The sequence below is a fragment of the Bacillus sp. 5w2 genome, from assembly GCF_054353775.1.
Genome location: NZ_JBTIWT010000008.1, coordinates 119,817 through 138,948, shown reverse-complemented (window position 1 = coordinate 138,948; position 19,132 = coordinate 119,817). Strand labels below are relative to the sequence as shown.

The 19,132-nt window shown below is 34.1% G+C and carries 10 protein-coding genes; 8 read left to right on the top strand and 2 right to left on the bottom strand.

The features are described 5' to 3' along the window. Positions 1 to 236: 236 nt before the first annotated feature. A complete protein-coding gene (locus ACXY7N_RS15850) occupies positions 237 to 1,559 on the bottom strand; it encodes an MFS transporter (protein WP_016133765.1) in 1,323 nt (440 codons plus the stop codon). A 224-nt stretch (positions 1,560 to 1,783) separates the two neighbouring features. On the opposite strand from ACXY7N_RS15850, the gene ACXY7N_RS15845 reads away from it, so the two are divergent. The 4 genes from ACXY7N_RS15845 to ACXY7N_RS15830 all read left to right on the top strand — a co-directional run bounded on the left by ACXY7N_RS15845 (position 1,784) and on the right by ACXY7N_RS15830 (position 6,472). Then, positions 1,784 to 3,373: an ATP-binding protein gene (locus tag ACXY7N_RS15845; RefSeq protein ID WP_016133766.1), complete on the top strand. Its 1,590-nt coding sequence runs from the start codon at positions 1,784 to 1,786 to the stop codon at positions 3,371 to 3,373. A 19-nt stretch (positions 3,374 to 3,392) separates the two neighbouring features. Then, on the top strand, positions 3,393 to 4,070 hold the full coding sequence (locus ACXY7N_RS15840; RefSeq protein ID WP_016133767.1) for a response regulator: 678 nt from the start codon (positions 3,393 to 3,395) through the stop codon (positions 4,068 to 4,070). Then, a complete protein-coding gene (locus tag ACXY7N_RS15835) occupies positions 4,067 to 5,044 on the top strand; it encodes a tripartite tricarboxylate transporter substrate binding protein (protein WP_016133768.1) in 978 nt (325 codons plus the stop codon). Before ACXY7N_RS15840 ends, ACXY7N_RS15835 begins: the two co-directional genes overlap by 4 nt. 222 nt (positions 5,045 to 5,266) lie before the next feature. Further along, positions 5,267 to 6,472, top strand: coding sequence for a TerD family protein (locus ACXY7N_RS15830; protein ID WP_016133769.1), 1,206 nt, complete (start codon positions 5,267 to 5,269; stop codon positions 6,470 to 6,472). A 119-nt stretch (positions 6,473 to 6,591) separates the two neighbouring features. On the opposite strand, the gene ACXY7N_RS15825 is transcribed toward ACXY7N_RS15830, so the two are convergent. Then, entirely contained in the window at positions 6,592 to 7,983 is a 1,392-nt protein-coding gene (locus ACXY7N_RS15825) for a Sau3AI family type II restriction endonuclease (RefSeq protein ID WP_016133770.1), read from the bottom strand. 340 nt (positions 7,984 to 8,323) lie between these two features. On the opposite strand from ACXY7N_RS15825, the gene dcm reads away from it, so the two are divergent. The 4 genes from dcm to dptH all read left to right on the top strand — a co-directional run bounded on the left by dcm (position 8,324) and on the right by dptH (position 18,665). Continuing rightward, positions 8,324 to 9,607: a DNA (cytosine-5-)-methyltransferase gene (gene dcm, locus ACXY7N_RS15820; protein ID WP_016133771.1), complete on the top strand. Its 1,284-nt coding sequence runs from the start codon at positions 8,324 to 8,326 to the stop codon at positions 9,605 to 9,607. Positions 9,608 to 9,859: 252 nt separating this feature from the next. Next, a complete protein-coding gene (gene dptF / locus ACXY7N_RS15815) occupies positions 9,860 to 12,226 on the top strand; it encodes a DNA phosphorothioation-dependent restriction protein DptF (protein WP_016133772.1) in 2,367 nt (788 codons plus the stop codon). 3 nt (positions 12,227 to 12,229) lie between these two features. Next, positions 12,230 to 13,618, top strand: a complete 1,389-nt coding sequence (gene dptG, locus ACXY7N_RS15810; protein WP_016133773.1) for a DNA phosphorothioation-dependent restriction protein DptG — start codon at positions 12,230 to 12,232, stop codon at positions 13,616 to 13,618. After that, a complete protein-coding gene (gene dptH, locus ACXY7N_RS15805) occupies positions 13,599 to 18,665 on the top strand; it encodes a DNA phosphorothioation-dependent restriction protein DptH (protein ID WP_488592459.1) in 5,067 nt (1,688 codons plus the stop codon). Before dptG ends, dptH begins: the two co-directional genes overlap by 20 nt. Positions 18,666 to 19,132 lie beyond the last annotated feature (467 nt).

Genomic DNA, 19,132 nt, shown 5'->3' with positions numbered 1-19,132 from the left:
TCTGGACAACTAATATTAGAAATACACTTATTAGACACTCTAAGTAATAAATTTGTTCCACTTTAAGATGAGGAAGAAATTGGGATTTGTAAAATAACAATGGAACTACGTGTTTTTTCGTCATACAAAAACCTCTACATATAAGTAGAGGTTTTTAAATTATATATGAATGAATTATGCTTTTTTAGATAAAGCAAATTGAGTTTAGTTAAACGAAGAACATAGCATACGTAATTTTAACTAGATTTATTATTAGCTAGTTTATCTCCACCATTAAGCTCTGCCTCAATCTGCGAAGTTTTCGATGACTCATCCATACGCCAATACGTAATAAAGCTTATTGCGATACATCCAGCTACGTAAAAATAGAATAGTGATTCCATTCCGATACTTTTTAGCCATAATGCGATGAACTCGGCTGTTCCGCCAAATATCGCAACAGTTAGTGCATACGGTAAACCTACGCCTAGTGCGCGAATTTCAGTTGGGAAGAGTTCTGCTTTTACAATTGCGTTAATGGAAGTGTAACCAGTAACGATAATGAGGCCGACCATCATGAGTAAGAATGCTACCATTGGTTCTGTCGTTTTTTCCATAAAGAAGAAGATCGGTGCTGTTAGTAACGTTCCGAGAATACCGAATGCCATTAATAGTGGGCGGCGTCCGATTTTATCGGAAAGTAGCCCTGCAATTGGCTGAAGTACGACGAAAATAAGTAGTGCGACAAAGTTAATCCAGCTTACAACTTCTTTCGGGAGACCGACTGTGTTTACCATGAACTTTTGTAAATATGTTGTGTACGTATAAAATGCAACAGTTCCTCCTAGTGTTAGACCGACTACTGTTAATACTGCTTTCGGGTGTTTCATAAGAGCGCGAACAGTTCCTGCGCTTTCTCGTTTTTGCGATTTTATGTTTGAGAACTGCTCCGATTCATCCATCGTGCGGCGAAGCCATAATACAGCTACTGCGCCCATCGCTCCAATAATGAATGGAATGCGCCAGCCCCAAGATTTCATATCTGGTTCGCTTAGTAATTGCTGAAGAACAATTTGAACACCTAACGCAACCATTTGTCCAGCAACGAGCGTTACATATTGGAAGCTTGAATAAAAACCGCGGCGACCACTACTAGCCATTTCAGATAAATACGTTGCGGAAGTTCCGTATTCTCCGCCAAGTGATAACCCTTGAAGTAAACGAGCAAGAACTAATATAATTGGTGCCATAATCCCGATGCTTTCGTAACTAGGTGTACAGGCGATAATTAAAGAACCACCGGCCATAACTGTAATCGAAAGTGTTAACGCTGCCCGGCGTCCGTGCCGATCGGCATAGCGTCCCATTAATAAACTTCCGATAGGGCGCATTAAAAACCCAACTGCGAAAATAGCCGCAGTGTTCAGTAACTGACTCGTTGGATCGCCTTTAGGAAAGAACTCAGCTGAAAAATAAACAGCGAAAGCAGAGTAAACGTACCAGTCATACCATTCAATTAAATTGCCGACAGAACCTTTGAAAATATTGCCGGCGACTCGTTTTGAGTTTGCTTGAGCCATAATAATTCCTCCTCTTGCTTAGAAATAAAAGTTAAATATGAAAGCGTTTTTATTGTAGTTGAATTGTACTGTCTATAGAATAAAATCTCAATATTGTGACAATTTTATTCTTTTTGTACTTTATGTACATGGAGAGTTTTAATAGTTGCTTCATTATTAGTTTTGTCATAATAATAGAAAAAGGAGATTGATAGTTTAGAATATTTTATCAAAGGATATGAAGCATGAAGAAATCACGCAAAGTGTCATTACAAACGAAAATAGTAAGCTTAATTATTACGTTAATTTTATTTGTCGTTCTTCTATTAGCGGGAATATTTGTGTACATTCAGTCCGTTGATACGAAGCGACAAGTGGAGCAGCTAGCACTGCAAACAGCGAAGTCGCTTTCTTTTATGCCTGCTATAAAAGATGCTTTTCAAAATAACGAGCATAAAAGTACCATTCAATCCATTGCGGAACAAGTTCGTGAGCAAGCTGGTGCAGATTATGTCATTATAGAAGATCGCTTAGGGGTTATGTATTCTCATTCTAATTCGGAGTTAATTGGCACAAAGAGTAACAATCCATATAACTATGAAGCACTTACTTTTGGTGGCTATTATACGCTCGAAGGCAATGGGGAAAGTGGTCCGGCTTTAATGGCAAAGGCACCCATTATTGTTCATAACGGAGACTACGATCAAGTCGTAGGTGTTGTGACAGTAGAGTTTTCAATAAAAGGTATCGAATCTAACATACTGAGCAGAACGAAAGACATTATACTCTTTTCCTTAGCTGTATTACTAGCCGGAATTGTTGGTGGCATTCTTTTAGCACGTAGCATTCGTAAAGATACACTCGGTTTAGAGCCGAATGAAATTGCAGCGTTATACCGGGAACGAAGCGCGATACTACTTTCTATAAAAGAAGGGATTATAGCCATCGATCAAAATGGTTTTATTACGATGATGAATACGTCGGCAGAAGAAATGCTGCATGTAAATGGTGATTATATGCAGCAGCACATTTCAAAAGTTTTGCCGGAATTTAATATGGAAAGAGTGCTAGAAAATGATCAAGAAATCGCGTTTCAAGATAAAGTGTTTATTTTAAATAGGACACCGATACTTGAAAATAATAATACGGTAGGCGTTGTATGTAGTTTTAGAGATAAAACAGAACTGAAAAACTTAGTGAATACGATATCTGAGGTAAGAAAGTATTCTGAGGATTTACGCGCTCAAACACATGAATTTACAAATAAACTTTTCGTCCTATCAGGATTACTCCAGTTAGGACATTACAAAGAAGCGATTGAATTTATCCAACACGAATCTAACATTCATCAAAGTCAAAACCATATTTTATTCCATCAAATTCATGATGCGAAAGTACAAGCTATTTTATTAGGAAAAATCGGAACAGCGTCTGAGAAGAAAATTGATTTTCATATTGAAGGAGATAGTGCGCTTCATCCGTTACCAGACCATATAAAAGTTTCGCACCTTATTACGATACTTGGAAACATAATCGACAATGCGTTTGATGCGGTGAGTACACAAGAGGAGAAGAGTGTTTCTTTCTTTGTTACCGATATTGGGCACGATATTGTGTTTGAAGTGATAGATAGCGGGATCGGGATACCGGCAGAAAAAATAACGACCATTTTTCAAAAAGGATTTTCAACGAAAGGAAACAATCGTGGTTACGGACTAGCAAACGTGAAAGAAATGGTAGATCTACTAGAAGGAACGATTGAAATTCAAAACGAGAAAAATGGGGGAGCTATTTTTACAATTTACCTTCCAAAAACATTGAGAGAAAGTACATGACAAACAGGGGGATGGGCATATGTTGAAGGTTGCAATTGCAGAAGATGATTTCCGCGTCGCGCAAATTCAAGAGGAGTTTTTATCAAAAATAAAGGACGTAAAAGTAATCGGAAAAGCATTGAACGCGAAAGAAACGATGGAACTACTACAAAAGAAAGAAATCGACTTGCTTCTATTAGATAACTATTTACCAGATGGAATCGGAACCGACTTATTGCCACAAATTCATGCTGACTTTCCAAATGTTGACGTCATTATGGTTACGGCGGCGAATGAAAACTATATGCTAGAAAAAGCAATTCGAAACGGCGTAAGTAACTACCTTATAAAACCAGTCACGTTAGAAAAATTTGTTCGCACAATTGAAGACTATAAAAGAAAGAAGCAATTATTACATCGTAACAGTGAAGTAAATCAAACACTCATAGATAATTTCTTCGGCATTTCGCAAACACAAGACATAAAAAACTTACCTACAGGTGTGGATCCGTTAACACTGCAAAAAGTGAAAGGAATTATAAAAGGATTTGAAGAGGGCATTACAATAGAAGAAATGGGAGAACAAATGGGTGCCTCCAGAACAACCGCAAGAAGATATTTAGAATACTTAGTAGCGACAAACGAATGCACAGTAGAGTACACATACGGCATTATCGGACGTCCAGAACGAAAATATCGCATAGGACGAGGACTATGAAAAAACAATTATTACTATGTATATGGATCATGACAGGAGTAATAGCTGGTTGTTCTTCGGAAAAATCTCAAACGAATACAGTAAACATAGAAGAAGTAGAAATCGTTGCGCCAAACGTTCAAGGAGCGGGATGGGACTTAACAGCACGAGCGATGCAAAAAACGCTGACAGAAGAAAAAATCTTCACAAAACCAATCACAGTCACAAACAAAGTTGGTGGTAGCGGTGACGTCGGATGGAAATATACGAAACAAAAAGGCGGCCACGTACTGGCGATTAACTCAAGCTTACTCATAACGAACAACCTACTAGGCCACAGTAAACTAACATATAAAGACTTCACACCACTTGCAACACTCGCATCAGATTGGGAAGTCGTTGTCGTATCAAAAGAATCAAATATAGAAAACGCAAAACAACTAATGGAACAACTAAAACAAGACAAGAAAAACTTCAAAATCGGCGTTGCCCCCGGCCTAGGAAACGACGATCACCTATCATTCATACAAGTAAGCAAAGCATTCGGCATAAACCCTGCCGAACTACAATTCTTCGTCTACGAAAACAAAGAAAAAATCATAAACGCTCTAACGAACAAACAAATCAGCGCCGCAACCATGACCCTATCCGAAGCCGAAAAACAATACAAATCCGGCAAAATAAAAATACTAGCCGTATCCGCACCAAAACGCCTAGACCGACTACCAGAAATCCCAACATGGAAAGAACAAGGAATCGACGTCATCTTCCAGCACTGGAAGGGAATTATGGGCCCGAAAGATATGACGGAGGAAGAAGTTGCTTATTGGGATAGTGTCATTAAGAAGATGGTGGAGAGTGATAGTTGGAAGGGGATTTTGAGGGAGCGGGGTTGGGAGAGTTTTTATAAGGGGAGTGGGGAGAGTAGTGGGTTTTGGGAGGAGAGTAGTGGGTGGTATAGGGGGATGGTTGGTGGAGCTAGAGTTGATAAGTAATTTTAGCCACCTGTATTCATGAAATATTGATATCATTCTTAGTATATTTATTTAGAATTTTAAATACAGATTAGTTGATTCAATAAGTTTTTATATAGATTTTTCCTTTTATAATGATAATTCATTATTATGGTTTCATATTTAAGATAGAAAGGGAAATCTAAAGAGGAGTATAATTAAACTGAATAAAAAATATTAAAGGTGTAAGACGGGGGAATTATGATGATACATACTTTAGTAAGGGGACAAAAGATAGACGTTACAAAGAATCATCCAGAGATGAAAGGATTACTGGTAGATTTAACTTGGAATGCCCCGATGAATATGGATGCAGATGCATCAGCTTTTTTAGTAGGGTTTAACGGGAAAATTACTAAAGAAGAGGATTTCGTTTTCTATGGACAACCATATTCTAGTTGTCGATCTGTTCAATTAAATCAAAATATCACAAATGGAAGTAAACAAAGGTTTTCAATAGATTTTACGCATATAAAAGATGAGGTACAAAAGATTGTATTTTCGATTACAATTCATAATGCTGAAGAGAAGAAACAGGCGCTACGAGATGTTTCCCATATTCAATTGAAAATAAGTAACGCACAATCAGGATTAGAAATTATTCATTTTCCTATCACACATCCATTTACAGATGAAAGTGCTATTATTGTTGGAGAGTTATATCGACATGGAGGAGGATGGAAGTTCAATCCTATTGGATCTGGCTATTTTGGTGGGTTAGCTGCATTGTGTACAAGTTTTGGAATAGAGATTGCAGATGATGAAAAACAAACTGCTCCTTCTGTAGAGAAGAAAATAATTCCTACTCCGCCTCCAGTACAAAAAACTATTAATGCAGTGAAGGTTGAATTGAAGAAAAAACAATCTATAAATATACAAAAATCTAAAATGGTAACAGCTACTTTAGAGTGGGAAACAAATAAAGACCTAGACTTATATTGTTTTTACGTGACAACTAATGGAGAGATAGGAAAGGTTTATTATAAAAATCTAGGTTCATCTAAAGTGGCACCGTATATTGTGTTGGATGGTGATTCGCAAGAACCAGGAAAAGAAACAATCCGTATTTACCGACCAGAAGCTTTAAAATATATTTTATTTGCTGCGTATAGTGCTGTCGGAAATGGAATAGGTAGTTTCTATTCTATGAAGGCTAAAGCTGTTGTCGATAATCATATGGGAAGCGTTGTAACAGCACCGTTATTAGAAATAAATGACCATGCTTATTGGGTGTGCATTGCTCATATTGATTTCACCAATTCAAATGAGATGAAAATTTCACATGTAGAAAGTTACTCGAAAGATCACTCAGAAGCTTCGCCACTGTTGTACGAGAACGGGAAGTTTCGAATGGATGTAGGGCCGATTGAATTTAAAAATGAAGAGGATTATCAGAAGTATTTTCAATGATAATGAAGGCGTAGATAATTTTAATGATTTGCGTATATTAAATGGATTATAGCTGGATAAGTTATATATCATCTAGCTATAATCCACTTTTATTAATGAAAAAGAGTAGGAAGGAATAGTTATTTATCCATCTTGTTAATAATTTGAGCAATGTACGAATTATTTAACCAATAACACTGCTTTGTAATGTGCTGACCATCAGGTAAAGTTACTTTATCTGCACCATTGCGGGCTTTTGGTCTAATATGTGTAACACCGTTGAAAGTCATTTTTGGTAAGTTGTTTAATTCAACTTCTTTATCACCACGTTTTTTATATTCAATTTGAATACCTTCATTTATAACTTTATTAACTTCTTCCCATAGTTCACGTATTTCTTTTTCTATTGTAGGGACAGGCATGTTCCAAAGCTTAATGCCTTTAAAGTAGAGTTTACGGTTTGGGTTTTCTTTTTTTGTTTGGTTAAATTCAAAAATTACGAATAAAAATTTGGTTTGATAGAAGCGTTCTCGAATTTCGCTTTCTTCCCATGATTCGTTTGTCCATTGATGAAAATCAATCGTTTCAAATGACATGCTTTGTTCTGGCTTTCCGTTTGGTTCTAAACGAATTGTTTTGAACTCTATATTGGCTTTTGCAAATTCTTCAATTTTATCGAGTCGAGTTCCTTTAATACCAAGTAAAGAGCTTACTAGTAATGGAACAAAGTTCTTGGTTGTAGGTTTGTACTCGATAGATAATTCTTGAGCGATTTCTTGATCAGTTAAGCCTATGTAATTTTCAAATTTTGAATAAAGGATTTCTTCTAAAGATTTTCCTTTTAGTTCATTTGTTGTTGTAAAACTTACTAGTTCTTCGTTTAGGTGATACCTGCGAACTAGTGCTGTCATGTAAGAAGGCTTTAACGAAAAAGCTCTTTGCATTGCTGGAATTTCAGAATGCGGTTGTGAGCGAAGTGAATTTTTATTGGAACCTTTTGTACAAGCTCCTAAATAGTTTGTATCACCTTCGGATAATTCATGTGCTTTGCCGGCACGAATTTTATTTACGATGGTTTCCCAGTCTTGTTTAATTATTTCTAAATCAGCTTCAGGATAGGTGAACAGAAGGCTTTTTGTAATATGAAAATCTTTACGGTCTACACCAGGTACCCATTCATAGAACATTAATAGTAGTTTTTCGTTTTTCTTCCAAAAGCTTGATGTTTCAAAGTGTGTATAAACTTCTTCCATATAGTTGATAATATTTAAGACTAGTCGTTCTTTGGCTGATAATGAACCGTTTTTATTTTGTTTAAATGCAGTTACTTTTAGTTCAATACCAAGGTGTTTAAAATCAGCTTCTGCGTTCGAATTGACTTCATATCCAAAGAAGCTTTCCTCAATTACTTGCCCTAGCCCACCTTTTGATTTTGCATTTGCGAGTCGGTCAGTTGTATCGATTTCACCAAATGTTTTTCCTTCAGCTTCATGTGCTTTTTTCATTAGTTCTTCTATTGTAGTGTAGTCCATAATTATCTCCTTTCTGTATCCAGTGCTGCGTTGTATGATTTTAAACATTACATATTAAAGTTATGCTATAATAAAAAGCTGTTTCAAATTTATATAAGTAAAATTTATAAGAGGGAAAAGGCAGTTTTTATTATTAGATAATAGTTATATTGAATTTATTCAAGAGGAGTCATGTCCTTTATAATATTGATAAAGTGCGAACAGTTTTCTTAATTGGTACAAGCCAAACAAGGAAATACAAAAAAGTACGGTTCTTGAAATGTTATAGTTGATCTTTTCCTCACTTTTTATTATAATGAAGCATAGATAAATAAAATACCGAAAGGATGTTCGTGTATTTATGGTGAAAGTAGTAGAACTTTTCGCGGGAGTAGGAGGTTTTAGATTAGGACTAGAAGCAAACGAAAACTTTGAAGTTCTTTGGGGAAACCAGTGGGAACCCTCAACTAAAGCACAACATGCATTTAATTGTTATGCAACTCGCTTTGAAAATAAAGGAATACATGTAAATAGAGATATAGCGGAAGCTTGGCCGGAAATACCTGAGCATGATTTATTAGTAGGAGGTTTCCCTTGCCAAGACTATTCTGTAGCACGTACTTTATCAAATGAAAAAGGAATACAAGGGAAAAAAGGTGTTCTTTTTTGGGAGATAATGAACATAGTTAATTCTCGCAAGCCAAGATTTGTTTTGTTAGAGAATGTAGATAGATTATTGAAGTCACCAGCAAAACAAAGAGGTCGTGACTTTTCTATTATGCTGGCGAGCTTTAGAGATGCAGGATATGTAGTGGAATGGAGAGTCATTAACGCTGCGGATTATGGGAATTCACAAAGAAGACGAAGAGTATTTATTTTTGCGTACTTAAAAGAATCTCATTTCACATTTGTTCAAAGTAAAATGAAGCCGTTAGAGATATTGTGTGAAAATGGATTTTTCGCTCCGATTTTTAAAGTGCATGAAGCGCCTGAGGAAAACAAAAAAAGAGGGCAATTTGGGTTGCCGGTCGATATTATTGAGGTTTCTGATACATTTAAAGCTGAATACTATAATTCTGGCGTAATGATGGATGGACAAGTTTATACTGAAGAAGTAGTTCCGGTAACTGAAAATCCAGAGACTTTAGGTGAAGTTGTTCAAAAAGTATATGATAAATTTGGCCCTGCAGATGAATCATATTATTTGAAAATGGATAAGGTTAACAAAAAGGGCAGAACGGAATTTGAGGAACTCAAGTATCTTAAAGGTCCTAAAAAAGAAGAAAGAGTATCAAAAGCAACAGGTCATAAATATTTCTACTCTGAGGGAGGAATGGCTTTCCCTGATGATTTAGATAAGCCTGGACGCACAATGTTAACAAGTGAAGGAACATGTAATAGAAGTTCCCATGTAATTGAAGATCCTTATACAAAAAGGCTAAGATATTTAACGCCAGCTGAATGTGAGTTATTAAATGGTTTCCCGATGGATTGGACGAATACGGGGATGCCACAAAGAAATAGATACTTTTGTATGGGTAATGCTTTAGTGGTTGACTTGGTGGAACGAATGGGTGAGAGGATTTTAGAGATTAACGAAGAAGAAGAGAAGATGGATAGTATTGTGCAGTTGAGTTTATTTTAGGAAACATATATAACATATGTTTAGGAGATATTTAAAATAATAAAGTGTTGGGATAACCTGGGTGCTATAGTTATAGGCTTGGGTTATTTTTTTTGAATTGAGAATGAAGGAGGTAATAGGGGAATAATCAATTTTATTGTGGAATGATAATCCACTAATTTCCTTTTTCTTAATACCAACAATTCCTCTATAGATATTGTATAATATGGAATATATTCGAAACGTATTTTTATATTAAGAGGTGTTACATCATTGGAGAAATATACATTTGATTTTCTACAAGAGATCTTCCCTGAGTTATCGGAGATGGGTAGGGATATTGAAAATATTTTTTATCAAGATCCCCAATCGGTTTTAATTAAGGGAAGAATATTTGCAGAGCTATTATCAAAACGCATTGCGGAAGAGCATGAACTGTACGACGTACAATATTTAAAGCAAGTAGAACGTATCCAAAAGTTAGAAAGAGAAGATATTTTATCAAAGGAAATTTCACGTGCGTTTGATACAATTCGTTATCTAGGAAATAAAGCGGCACATGAACATATTGAAAGTGGAGTAGAGAGTGCTTTTAAAATGCATAAAAATCTATTCCAAATCGCAGTGTGGTTTATGGAGATATACGGGAGTTATGAGTTTGTTGCCCCGAAATACAAACATCCACAGCCGAAGAGTAGTGTACATATTGTGGAGAAATTAGAAGAAAAGATATCTGCTAGTTTAGAAGAAAAGTTAAAAATGCTAATTGAGATTGCAAGTAAACAAAATACATCAAATCAAACTGAGGAATTAACAGAAATAAATAACGCTGAGATTGCAGTAGGGTTAGAAATTGAAGATAAACAGTCTGTGGATAATGAAGAAGAAGCAGATAACAATTTTGTGTATGATGATTTTATTTTAGGAGAAGGAGAGAGCTATTTACTAGCAGAACTCTCGAAGCTGAAAGAATCATCTCAAGAGGCTATCGAAAATCCTAATGAATTTAGTTCGTTTAAGGATTATTTACATGTTGAAAGAACGATACAGAACGATATGATGTCTGCTCTAACAGCAGCAGCTGGGCAAAATACAAGTCAATTAATTTTCTTGTGTGGTAGCGTTGGAGATGGGAAATCACATTTATTATCGTATGTCAAAAATAAATATCCTGAATTGATGGAAGAGTTTTCGGTGCATAATGATGCTACGGAAAGTTTTGATCCACAAAAGAGTTCCCTTGATACATTAGCGGAAGTATTAAAGCCATATAGTGACAGTGAGATTGATGGTTCTAGATGCAAGCTAATTTTAGCTATTAACCTAGGAGTTCTGCATAACTTTATTGAATCAGATTATGCAAAAGAGCACTATCAAATTTTAACGAAATTTATTGAGGAATCAGGAATATTCGAGGCAAATGAAGTTGCTACTAATCAACAAAGCGGTAATTTCCACTTGATTAGCTTTAGTGATTATCAACCTTTTGAATTAACTAGTGAAGGGCCAAAATCAGATTACTTTTCATCTATTTTAAAGCGAATTGTGGTTGAGTCAGAAAAAAATCCATTCTATCAAGCCTATTTGAAGGATAAGCAACGTGGTATAAATGGATTCTTCATGGTGAATTATGAGTTATTGCAACAGCAACAAATACGAGATGGTGTTTTAAGTATATTAATTGAAGCAATAGTTAAGCATAAGATGATTATTTCGACACGTTCTATGCTTAATTTTATTTATGATATTTTAGTACCTTCTCATGGGAATGAAGATTTTCTGGGGGCAGGTATGATGGAAAAAACCGAAGCCTTATTGCCGAATTTATTATTTGATGGTCAAGAAAAATCAAATTTACTAGCAGTTATTTCTAAAATGGATCCAATTCATTTACGTTCAAATAGTGTAGACCAAATGCTAATTGAGCTAAACAATTCAGTAAATATGAAGAATACTTTCCAAAAGCATTTGGATTTACATGGACTTGATGGATGGATAGAAGAGCTAGAAGAGATGGGGTCTTTCTTTGAGCTAAGTGATTCATCTAGACAGGTATTCAATAAAACATTAATACGTATGTCATTCTTTTTATCTCCCGTTTTGAATGAAATGTTTGCGGATGAAAATTATAAAAAATATATGGAATATTTATATGCCTTTAATAAGGGGAATCGATCTGATTTAAGAGAGATGTATAATTTAGCGAGAGAATCGATATTCTTGTGGAACGGACGTCCGAAATCAGATTATGTATTTATGGATTATTCAAATGATACTACTCAGGTGGCACAGTCTCTTAAAATCAAGCCATTTGTAGGACATTTGAAAGGGGTAGAACCAGAGGTTTTAAATCGATTTAAATTAAATATATTACTTGCTTTTTCTAATGAAGATAAAGTAGCACCTGTATATTTAGAAATTGATTATCCGTTATATGAAATGATGGTTAAACTTTCAAAAGGTTATCGTCCGAATAAAAAGGATAAAGAAGATTGTATTCAGTTCGTTGAATTTGTGGATAAGATAATGAAATTAGGAAATAGAGAAAAAGAATTATTGTTTGTTCAATCTAATGAAAATGGAATGTTTAAACTAACATACGACGAAGATTTTGAAGAATTTACGTTTAGAAGGGATTAAAAAATGATTGTAAGAGAGAATTTAGAGGATTTAAAAAGCTCGCTGAGTATTAAATCAGAAAAATTAGGATTAAAACATACAATAAATAAAAAAGCTCCTCTGTTACCTTTCTCTACCCGAGGAACAGAGCGGGCAAAATTTGCAAAAGGGTTTCAGGGAGTATTAGGAGAGTTTACGCGTCTAGTCAGCGGAAATAAGTTAAAAATGGAAGTTAACCTAGAAGAACTTATTGGAGAGATTAGTAAATCTGTTGATGTATCAAAGCAAGATAAGTCGCAATTTGAACAAATACTACGTACCTTTCTGCAGGATAGTGACAATATAATTAAAATTTTTCATTTGCATTTGTTTCAATATTTACCATTAAGTGATAAGGCTGATAAAAAAGGAGAACAAGATATTGCTAGATTCCTTTTAGACGTCTTATTAGGTGAAAAAGAAACAGTAGAAGAGATTTTTGGAAAAAGCGATTCAACAGATTTAATGTCACGTCTTGTGTTAAAACAATTAAATCATTTGGAGAGCGACGAAAAAGAACGCCGTCCTTATATTAATCAAATTCCATTTATCTCGAAGCTATTCAAAGAAGATTTTCAATTTTTAGCGGAACATAAAGATTATTTTAGAACTCATTATCACTTGTTTCTTAGTTATTATTACTTTTTATATATTACTCAATTGACTTTAAAGCTTTCACAAGTTGGGAAAGCGAACTTTAGTGAGAACAACGAAGTTTATTTTACACTTGACTGGGAGTCTACGAGTAGGAATAGAAAAGGTTATACTCATGGTTATCAAATGATTAAAGATACAGGTAGACATTTACTACTACATATTAATTGCTTAGAACATTTAAATTTCCTAATGGGAGTAGAAAAAGCAGGTGGCTATCCTGAATTAAAGGAAACATATCAGCAATTATCTGATGAGGATAAAAAAGTATTTTTAGAGATGCTTTGTGATTGGGTTATGGAATATAGAAGACATTTAGGTCTTGGGGCTTATGAAGGAAATTTAGAATTAGAATATGATACGCTTGTACAATCCTTATTCCGTAGTATAGAAGAAGCCTATGAAAAAGATACGATGCAAGGCCCTCGACATAGATACTCTTTATCAATAGAAGAGGTTGGGAAAAAATATTTCTTAAAAACTCGAGGTTCACTTGGTTATATGCTTAATATTAGTCAAGATATGTTATTGCTACTAACAGCATTGAGTTTAAAAAAGGAAAGAAAACCTTTGAAGCAAGTATTTATAGATTTAGAGGCTAGAGGTTTATTCTTCGATCGTTATTCAAAAGAAGAAATTGTACAGTTATTTGATAAGCTGAATTTAATAGACAAAAAAAGTGATAGCGGTGATGCACAGTATGTTAAACCAATTTTATAATTATCTTTCAGATAAACTAATAAATTATTTACAAGCGGAAAATCTTAGAGGTGGAGAGCGATTTTACCTTCAATTTGATAATCATGAACAAGTGCAAGCATTTTATGACACATTAAAAGAACAAGATTTATCGCAGGCGTTTTATTATCAGCATAAGCAAGGAGCTCCATACGAAACGATTGCTATTAAGGTTTCAGAGGAAATGAAAGTAGTTGTTGCGACTACATCGGCAAATGTTACTCCGGACTTTTTAGTAACACTTCGTAATGAAGTCGGTGAACAAAAGGATGTTTGGGAGAAAACAGCTTTACTTAGTATATGTCATGAGACACTGGACAGTATTAAGGGTGGGAGCAGTGATTTACAAAAAGAAGGTATGCCATTTAATGTGAAATCAATTTTGAAAACATTAAAAGAGGAAATTGAAACTTCTAAGTTAAACAAAGATGAAAAGGAAGTACTATCATTTTATTTACGTAAAAAATTGGATGATACAATTGTGCGACCATCTCTTTGGGATTATGAAGAAATTCTTGGTTTTTTATCAAAACAAGAGATTACTAGAGAAGATTATTCTAATTTAGGCATTTTCTATGATGAAAATTTAAATCAATTCACTTCAGCTCAAATGAAAAAAAGATTAGAAGAGAATGCTTCATTCTTTGAGAAAGTACAACATATGCACGAGTATGAGCATTTAGAGAGTCAATTAGAAAAATTATTTGATGAGAAGGGTGTTACTCGTTTAAAGAAAGAAGATTGGCAGCAAGAGGATTATGTTTTTGTTAAAGAGTCTAATGACAATTTGATAGCAACAGATCGTGCGCTAGAATACAGTGAATCCACAAAAAAATATTCAAAAGAGGGTTTGTTGTACTGGGAGAAAGCACAGGCTGATACAAAGGCTGGAAGACGTAAACGACATATCATTGTATTTAATCCTACACAGATAGAAAATATCAATCTGAACTTTGAATTTGAAGAAAAGTTGAAGAAGGAATATATTCATAAAAATTCACAGGGTTTTTGTGGGATATCTGGGAAAAAGCTAACTGTTAGTTTAGCGCACAAGAAAAATGTAACTTCATTCCATAAAGTTGTATATACACATAAAATGCAATCTAAGTCGAAATATGAGTTTCATATTGCTGTTGTAGAATGTGAAGCCGCGTTTTTACAATCTCTGCAAACAATTTATGAAGTGAATGTGAATAAGAAAAATGTAGTTATGAATAAAGCTGAAGAATGTATTATTTTTGGAGATATTTCTAATGAGCCAGAAGAAGTATTTATTGAGGAAGATGCACAGATTATAAATTGGCAAGGTGGAAGTTTTGAAGTCTCTGAATCTTCCCCTGCATGGAATGATGATAGCTTATCATTTTCTGTTCAAATTGAAACATCTTTAATTCCTATTCTTATTAGAGAGCAGGTTGCAAAGACTGTTCCAGTATCAGGAGAAAGGATATGGAAATTAAAAAGAGAACATCAAGAAAGCTTTGAATATAACCTTGATACAAATAAATTAAAACAAGGTGCAAGGGAATTTTCAGCACGAGAAGGATTTCGAAATTATTTGCAAGACGAGAGAGTATGGGTTGAAAATGAAATTGCTTTTGCAGTTAGAGGGGTATCAGGCCTAAATAAGGTTGAATTAGCAATTAATCCATCATTGAGAGAGGTGTACCAAGAATTATTAAATTACTATAAATTTAATAATACGGTTCCTAGTCTTTGTTTTGTGGATGATCAATTAAGAGAGTTGTCCATAAGATACTTGAAAGCTTTTAACGAAAGCGTTGCTCATATACAAGAAAATGTAATGTTAAAAGAAGAAGAAAAGAACCTATTTAAATTGGGAGTTATTGAAGAGGAACAAAGAGTTATACTAACACCGTTGCATCCTCTTAATGTTGCCTACCAGTTAAGTATTAATGATGAAATGAAAAATGAAGTAATTGAGATGCATATTTTAAATCGTATGCACCCTAACAATCTATTGCCATATATATATGGACAGAATGATGAATTGTATCGTCCAGTTTCTCAAAATGAAGCGCCTGAATGGATTGTTTATGAACCACTTCATAAGGTTGCGATTGGGGAATCAAATGCATTTTTAGCTAATGTAGTTGAAGAAAAGCTTCAACAATTTGTGGAGCATTTCCAATACTTATTTTTACAAGAATCTAAGTCTCCGATACGAATCAATGTGATTAATATAAATAATGATAAAGAAGTTGTAAGAGGTTTAGTACAGTTTATTAAGAAGCAGGTAGATAAAAAAGGGCCGTCCAAAATTATACCAGTAGAGGTTGCTTTATATCATGAGAGTAATATACTAAGCGCCTTTGAAAAGTTTTCTATATATGATGATGTTCAAAAATTCGAGGAGTTCTTTGAGTTATCGTTAGCATCAAAGAATCTCGATGCTGTAGACGTATTAAGGCTGATTCGAGAAAATGTTTTCTATTATAAACTTATTGGTACGAAAGAATATGGTTACGCTCATATTTCATTCTATAAAATGATTTCAAATGAGAAGCATGCGAAAAGTACAATGGAAGATATTGAAACAGGATTATCTTTAAATGGAATGTTATCATCTCTATCATCTATTAGTACAGAAGTAGATTATCGTACAGGATTTGGATTAAAAAATGTATTGAATAATGAACATTTGTTAATTCAAACTGCTAGAGGAATGAATGAATTAGGAAGTAATTTAAATAACGATGGTACAAACCCTTATCGTAAGAACGAAACAATTGTTACGAGAACATCTACCTATGATGAACAAGTTTTAGAACATTTATATGAATCTTCTTATTGGGTAACATTTATTGAACCTAATGTAGGTTTAGATTTCTTCCAAGATTCATCACGTAATTTATTGGTTATTCATTATAGTGATCAATATTCTTCATCAAGTCAGTATGATGCAATTACAGTAACGGATAAAGCAAGACAATACCGAGCGGTTATTGAACAGTATTTAGCGGAAAAAGAAATTGTATCGACACCTGAAAAAATTAATACAGCTATTAGAGCTTTCAATAGTTTAAATGGTGAGTGGTTACTACGAATTATAGGAAGTAAGGAACAATTCTCAAGAGAAAAGTTAAGTATTATTTCAGCTGTGAAGTATATATTAAGTGCTTTAGATCATGAGAATATTTTATGGGTTCCTATCTCATTAGAAGAAATATTGCGTGTTGCTGGAGCGGTGAAATTAACGAAAAGTGAAGGTGTATTTTCTGCGAAAAATCTAGGCGGAAAAGGTGCACATAGTGACGATTTACTGTTAATCGGAGTAGAAATGCAAGATGATAATTTATCAGTGCATTATTATCCAGTGGAAGTGAAAATCGGCTTAAATCAAGACAGTGCTATTGCAAAAGCAAAAGAGCAAATTAATGCTACTAAGCGACTATTTGATACGCAACTTTCTAAAACAAGTGAAGATGGTTTACATGTATTTAAACATAAGTTTTTCCGAAACTTCTTTGTACAGTTATTGCTAGCAAATGCCAAGAAATTTATTACAAACAACATTTGGCCAGAAAAATCTTATGAGAAAATTGAAGAACTAAAGAAAAGATTATTAAATGATGATTACGAAATGAGTGGACATTTGGATGATAAAATCGGAAAAGGAGCAATTTTATCATTCAAAAAGGAACAATCATGGAGGTCCATGAAAATAGAAGAAGATATTTTATTAGTGGAATTAACCGAAGAGGATGGATATGAAGGAGTAGTCGAAGAAATTGAGGCACTCAAAATGAAAATCCATTCTGGTGGGACTGATATTAATCCAGATAGATTATTGAATCAGAATCATGACTTCAATCAAGATTTAAAAAACTCTAGCAATAAAGTCGTTCCAACTGTACCTCATTCTGAAGAAGAAAAAGAATTAAAGGACATCCGTGTTTTGTTAGGAACAGTAGAGGGATCGACTCAAGAAATATATTGGGAATTCGGAAATCCAGAGCTAGCAAATAGACATATTTTAATTTCGGGTAAATCAGGGCAAGGTAAGAGTTATTTCATTCAATGTCTGCTTCTTGAACTGGCGCAAAATGGAATTTCTAGTATGATATTTGACTATACAGATGGATTTAAGAATTCTAAGTTAGAACCGGAATTTAAAGAGAAACTGCAAGATAATGTTGAACAATTCCTAGTAGCAAAAGACAAATTCCCAATAAATCCATTTAGACGAAATCAAAAAGAATTGGATGAAGGAATTTATATCGATGAAGATAATACAGATGTTGCTGAAAGAATTAAAAGTGTATTTTCTGCTGTATATAAAGATTTAGGTATCCAGCAACAAAACGCTATATATGAAGCGGTAATGCGTGGTTTAGATAAATATGGTGAGGATATGAATTTAAATTATTTATTAGCGGAGTTAGAAGAAGATACTTCTGGACCAGCTAAAACAGCAAGGTCACAAATTAAGCCATTTATTGATAAGAATCCATTTAATCATAATGCTGTATATAATTGGGGAGACATACTGAACCAAGAAGGTAAAGTGTTTATTGTACAATTAACAGGTTTTAATAGAGATGTACAGCTCATGATTACAGAATTTATCTTATGGGATATTTGGAATTATCAATTGCACCACGGAGATAAAAATAAACCATTCCCAGTTATATTAGATGAAGCACAAAATCTTGATCATAGAGAGAAATCGCCAAGTGCCAAAATTTTAACTGAAGGAAGGAAATTTGGCTGGTCAGGTTGGTATGCAACACAATCATTAAAAGGCCAATTTACAACGGATGAAATTTCACGACTACAAAATTCAAGCCAAAAAGTGTATTTCATGCCGCCAGAAAATGAAATTAGTGCTATTGCATCAAACCTTGCGCAAGATTCAGCTGTACGTAAAGAATGGGAAAAACGACTTGCAACATTGAAGAAAGGCCAATGTATTACTTCTGGACCAATGTTACAGAAGGATGGTACGTTGAAGTCGGGGAGTCCTGTTATTATTAATATTAGTGCGTTGCAGGATAGATTGAAGTAGTAATTTAATAATGATATGAAAGTTTTAGAAAACCACTTTGGACGGTATATTTGTTTGAGGTGGTTTTTGTATTGTTAATCATGTTGAAAGCTAGAAATAATAGGAGGTCCTCCTTGCCAAGGCTTTTAAAATTTTTAAGTGATTTTCATAGAGCGTAAGGTGAAGGGAATTCGTGACTAGATAAATTCTTAGTATTTAAAGAGCCTGTATACGGTTGATCTTTTAATTTAGCGGAGATATAATAGGTGAATCATAAAAATGAAAGGGGGAAAAGGGGTGAATTTTATGATTCCTTTGACTGGTATTTCAATCTTGTTTCTCTTCTATTGGTGTGTTGTCAATCAATATATTGTTGTTAAATGGAACGCTATTTTTAAGAAATTTAATGAAAATGTAGTGTTTGGGATATTTATTACATGTATGTTATTTTGGTTGGAGTATTTATTTCAAATGTTTTTTGATAGATA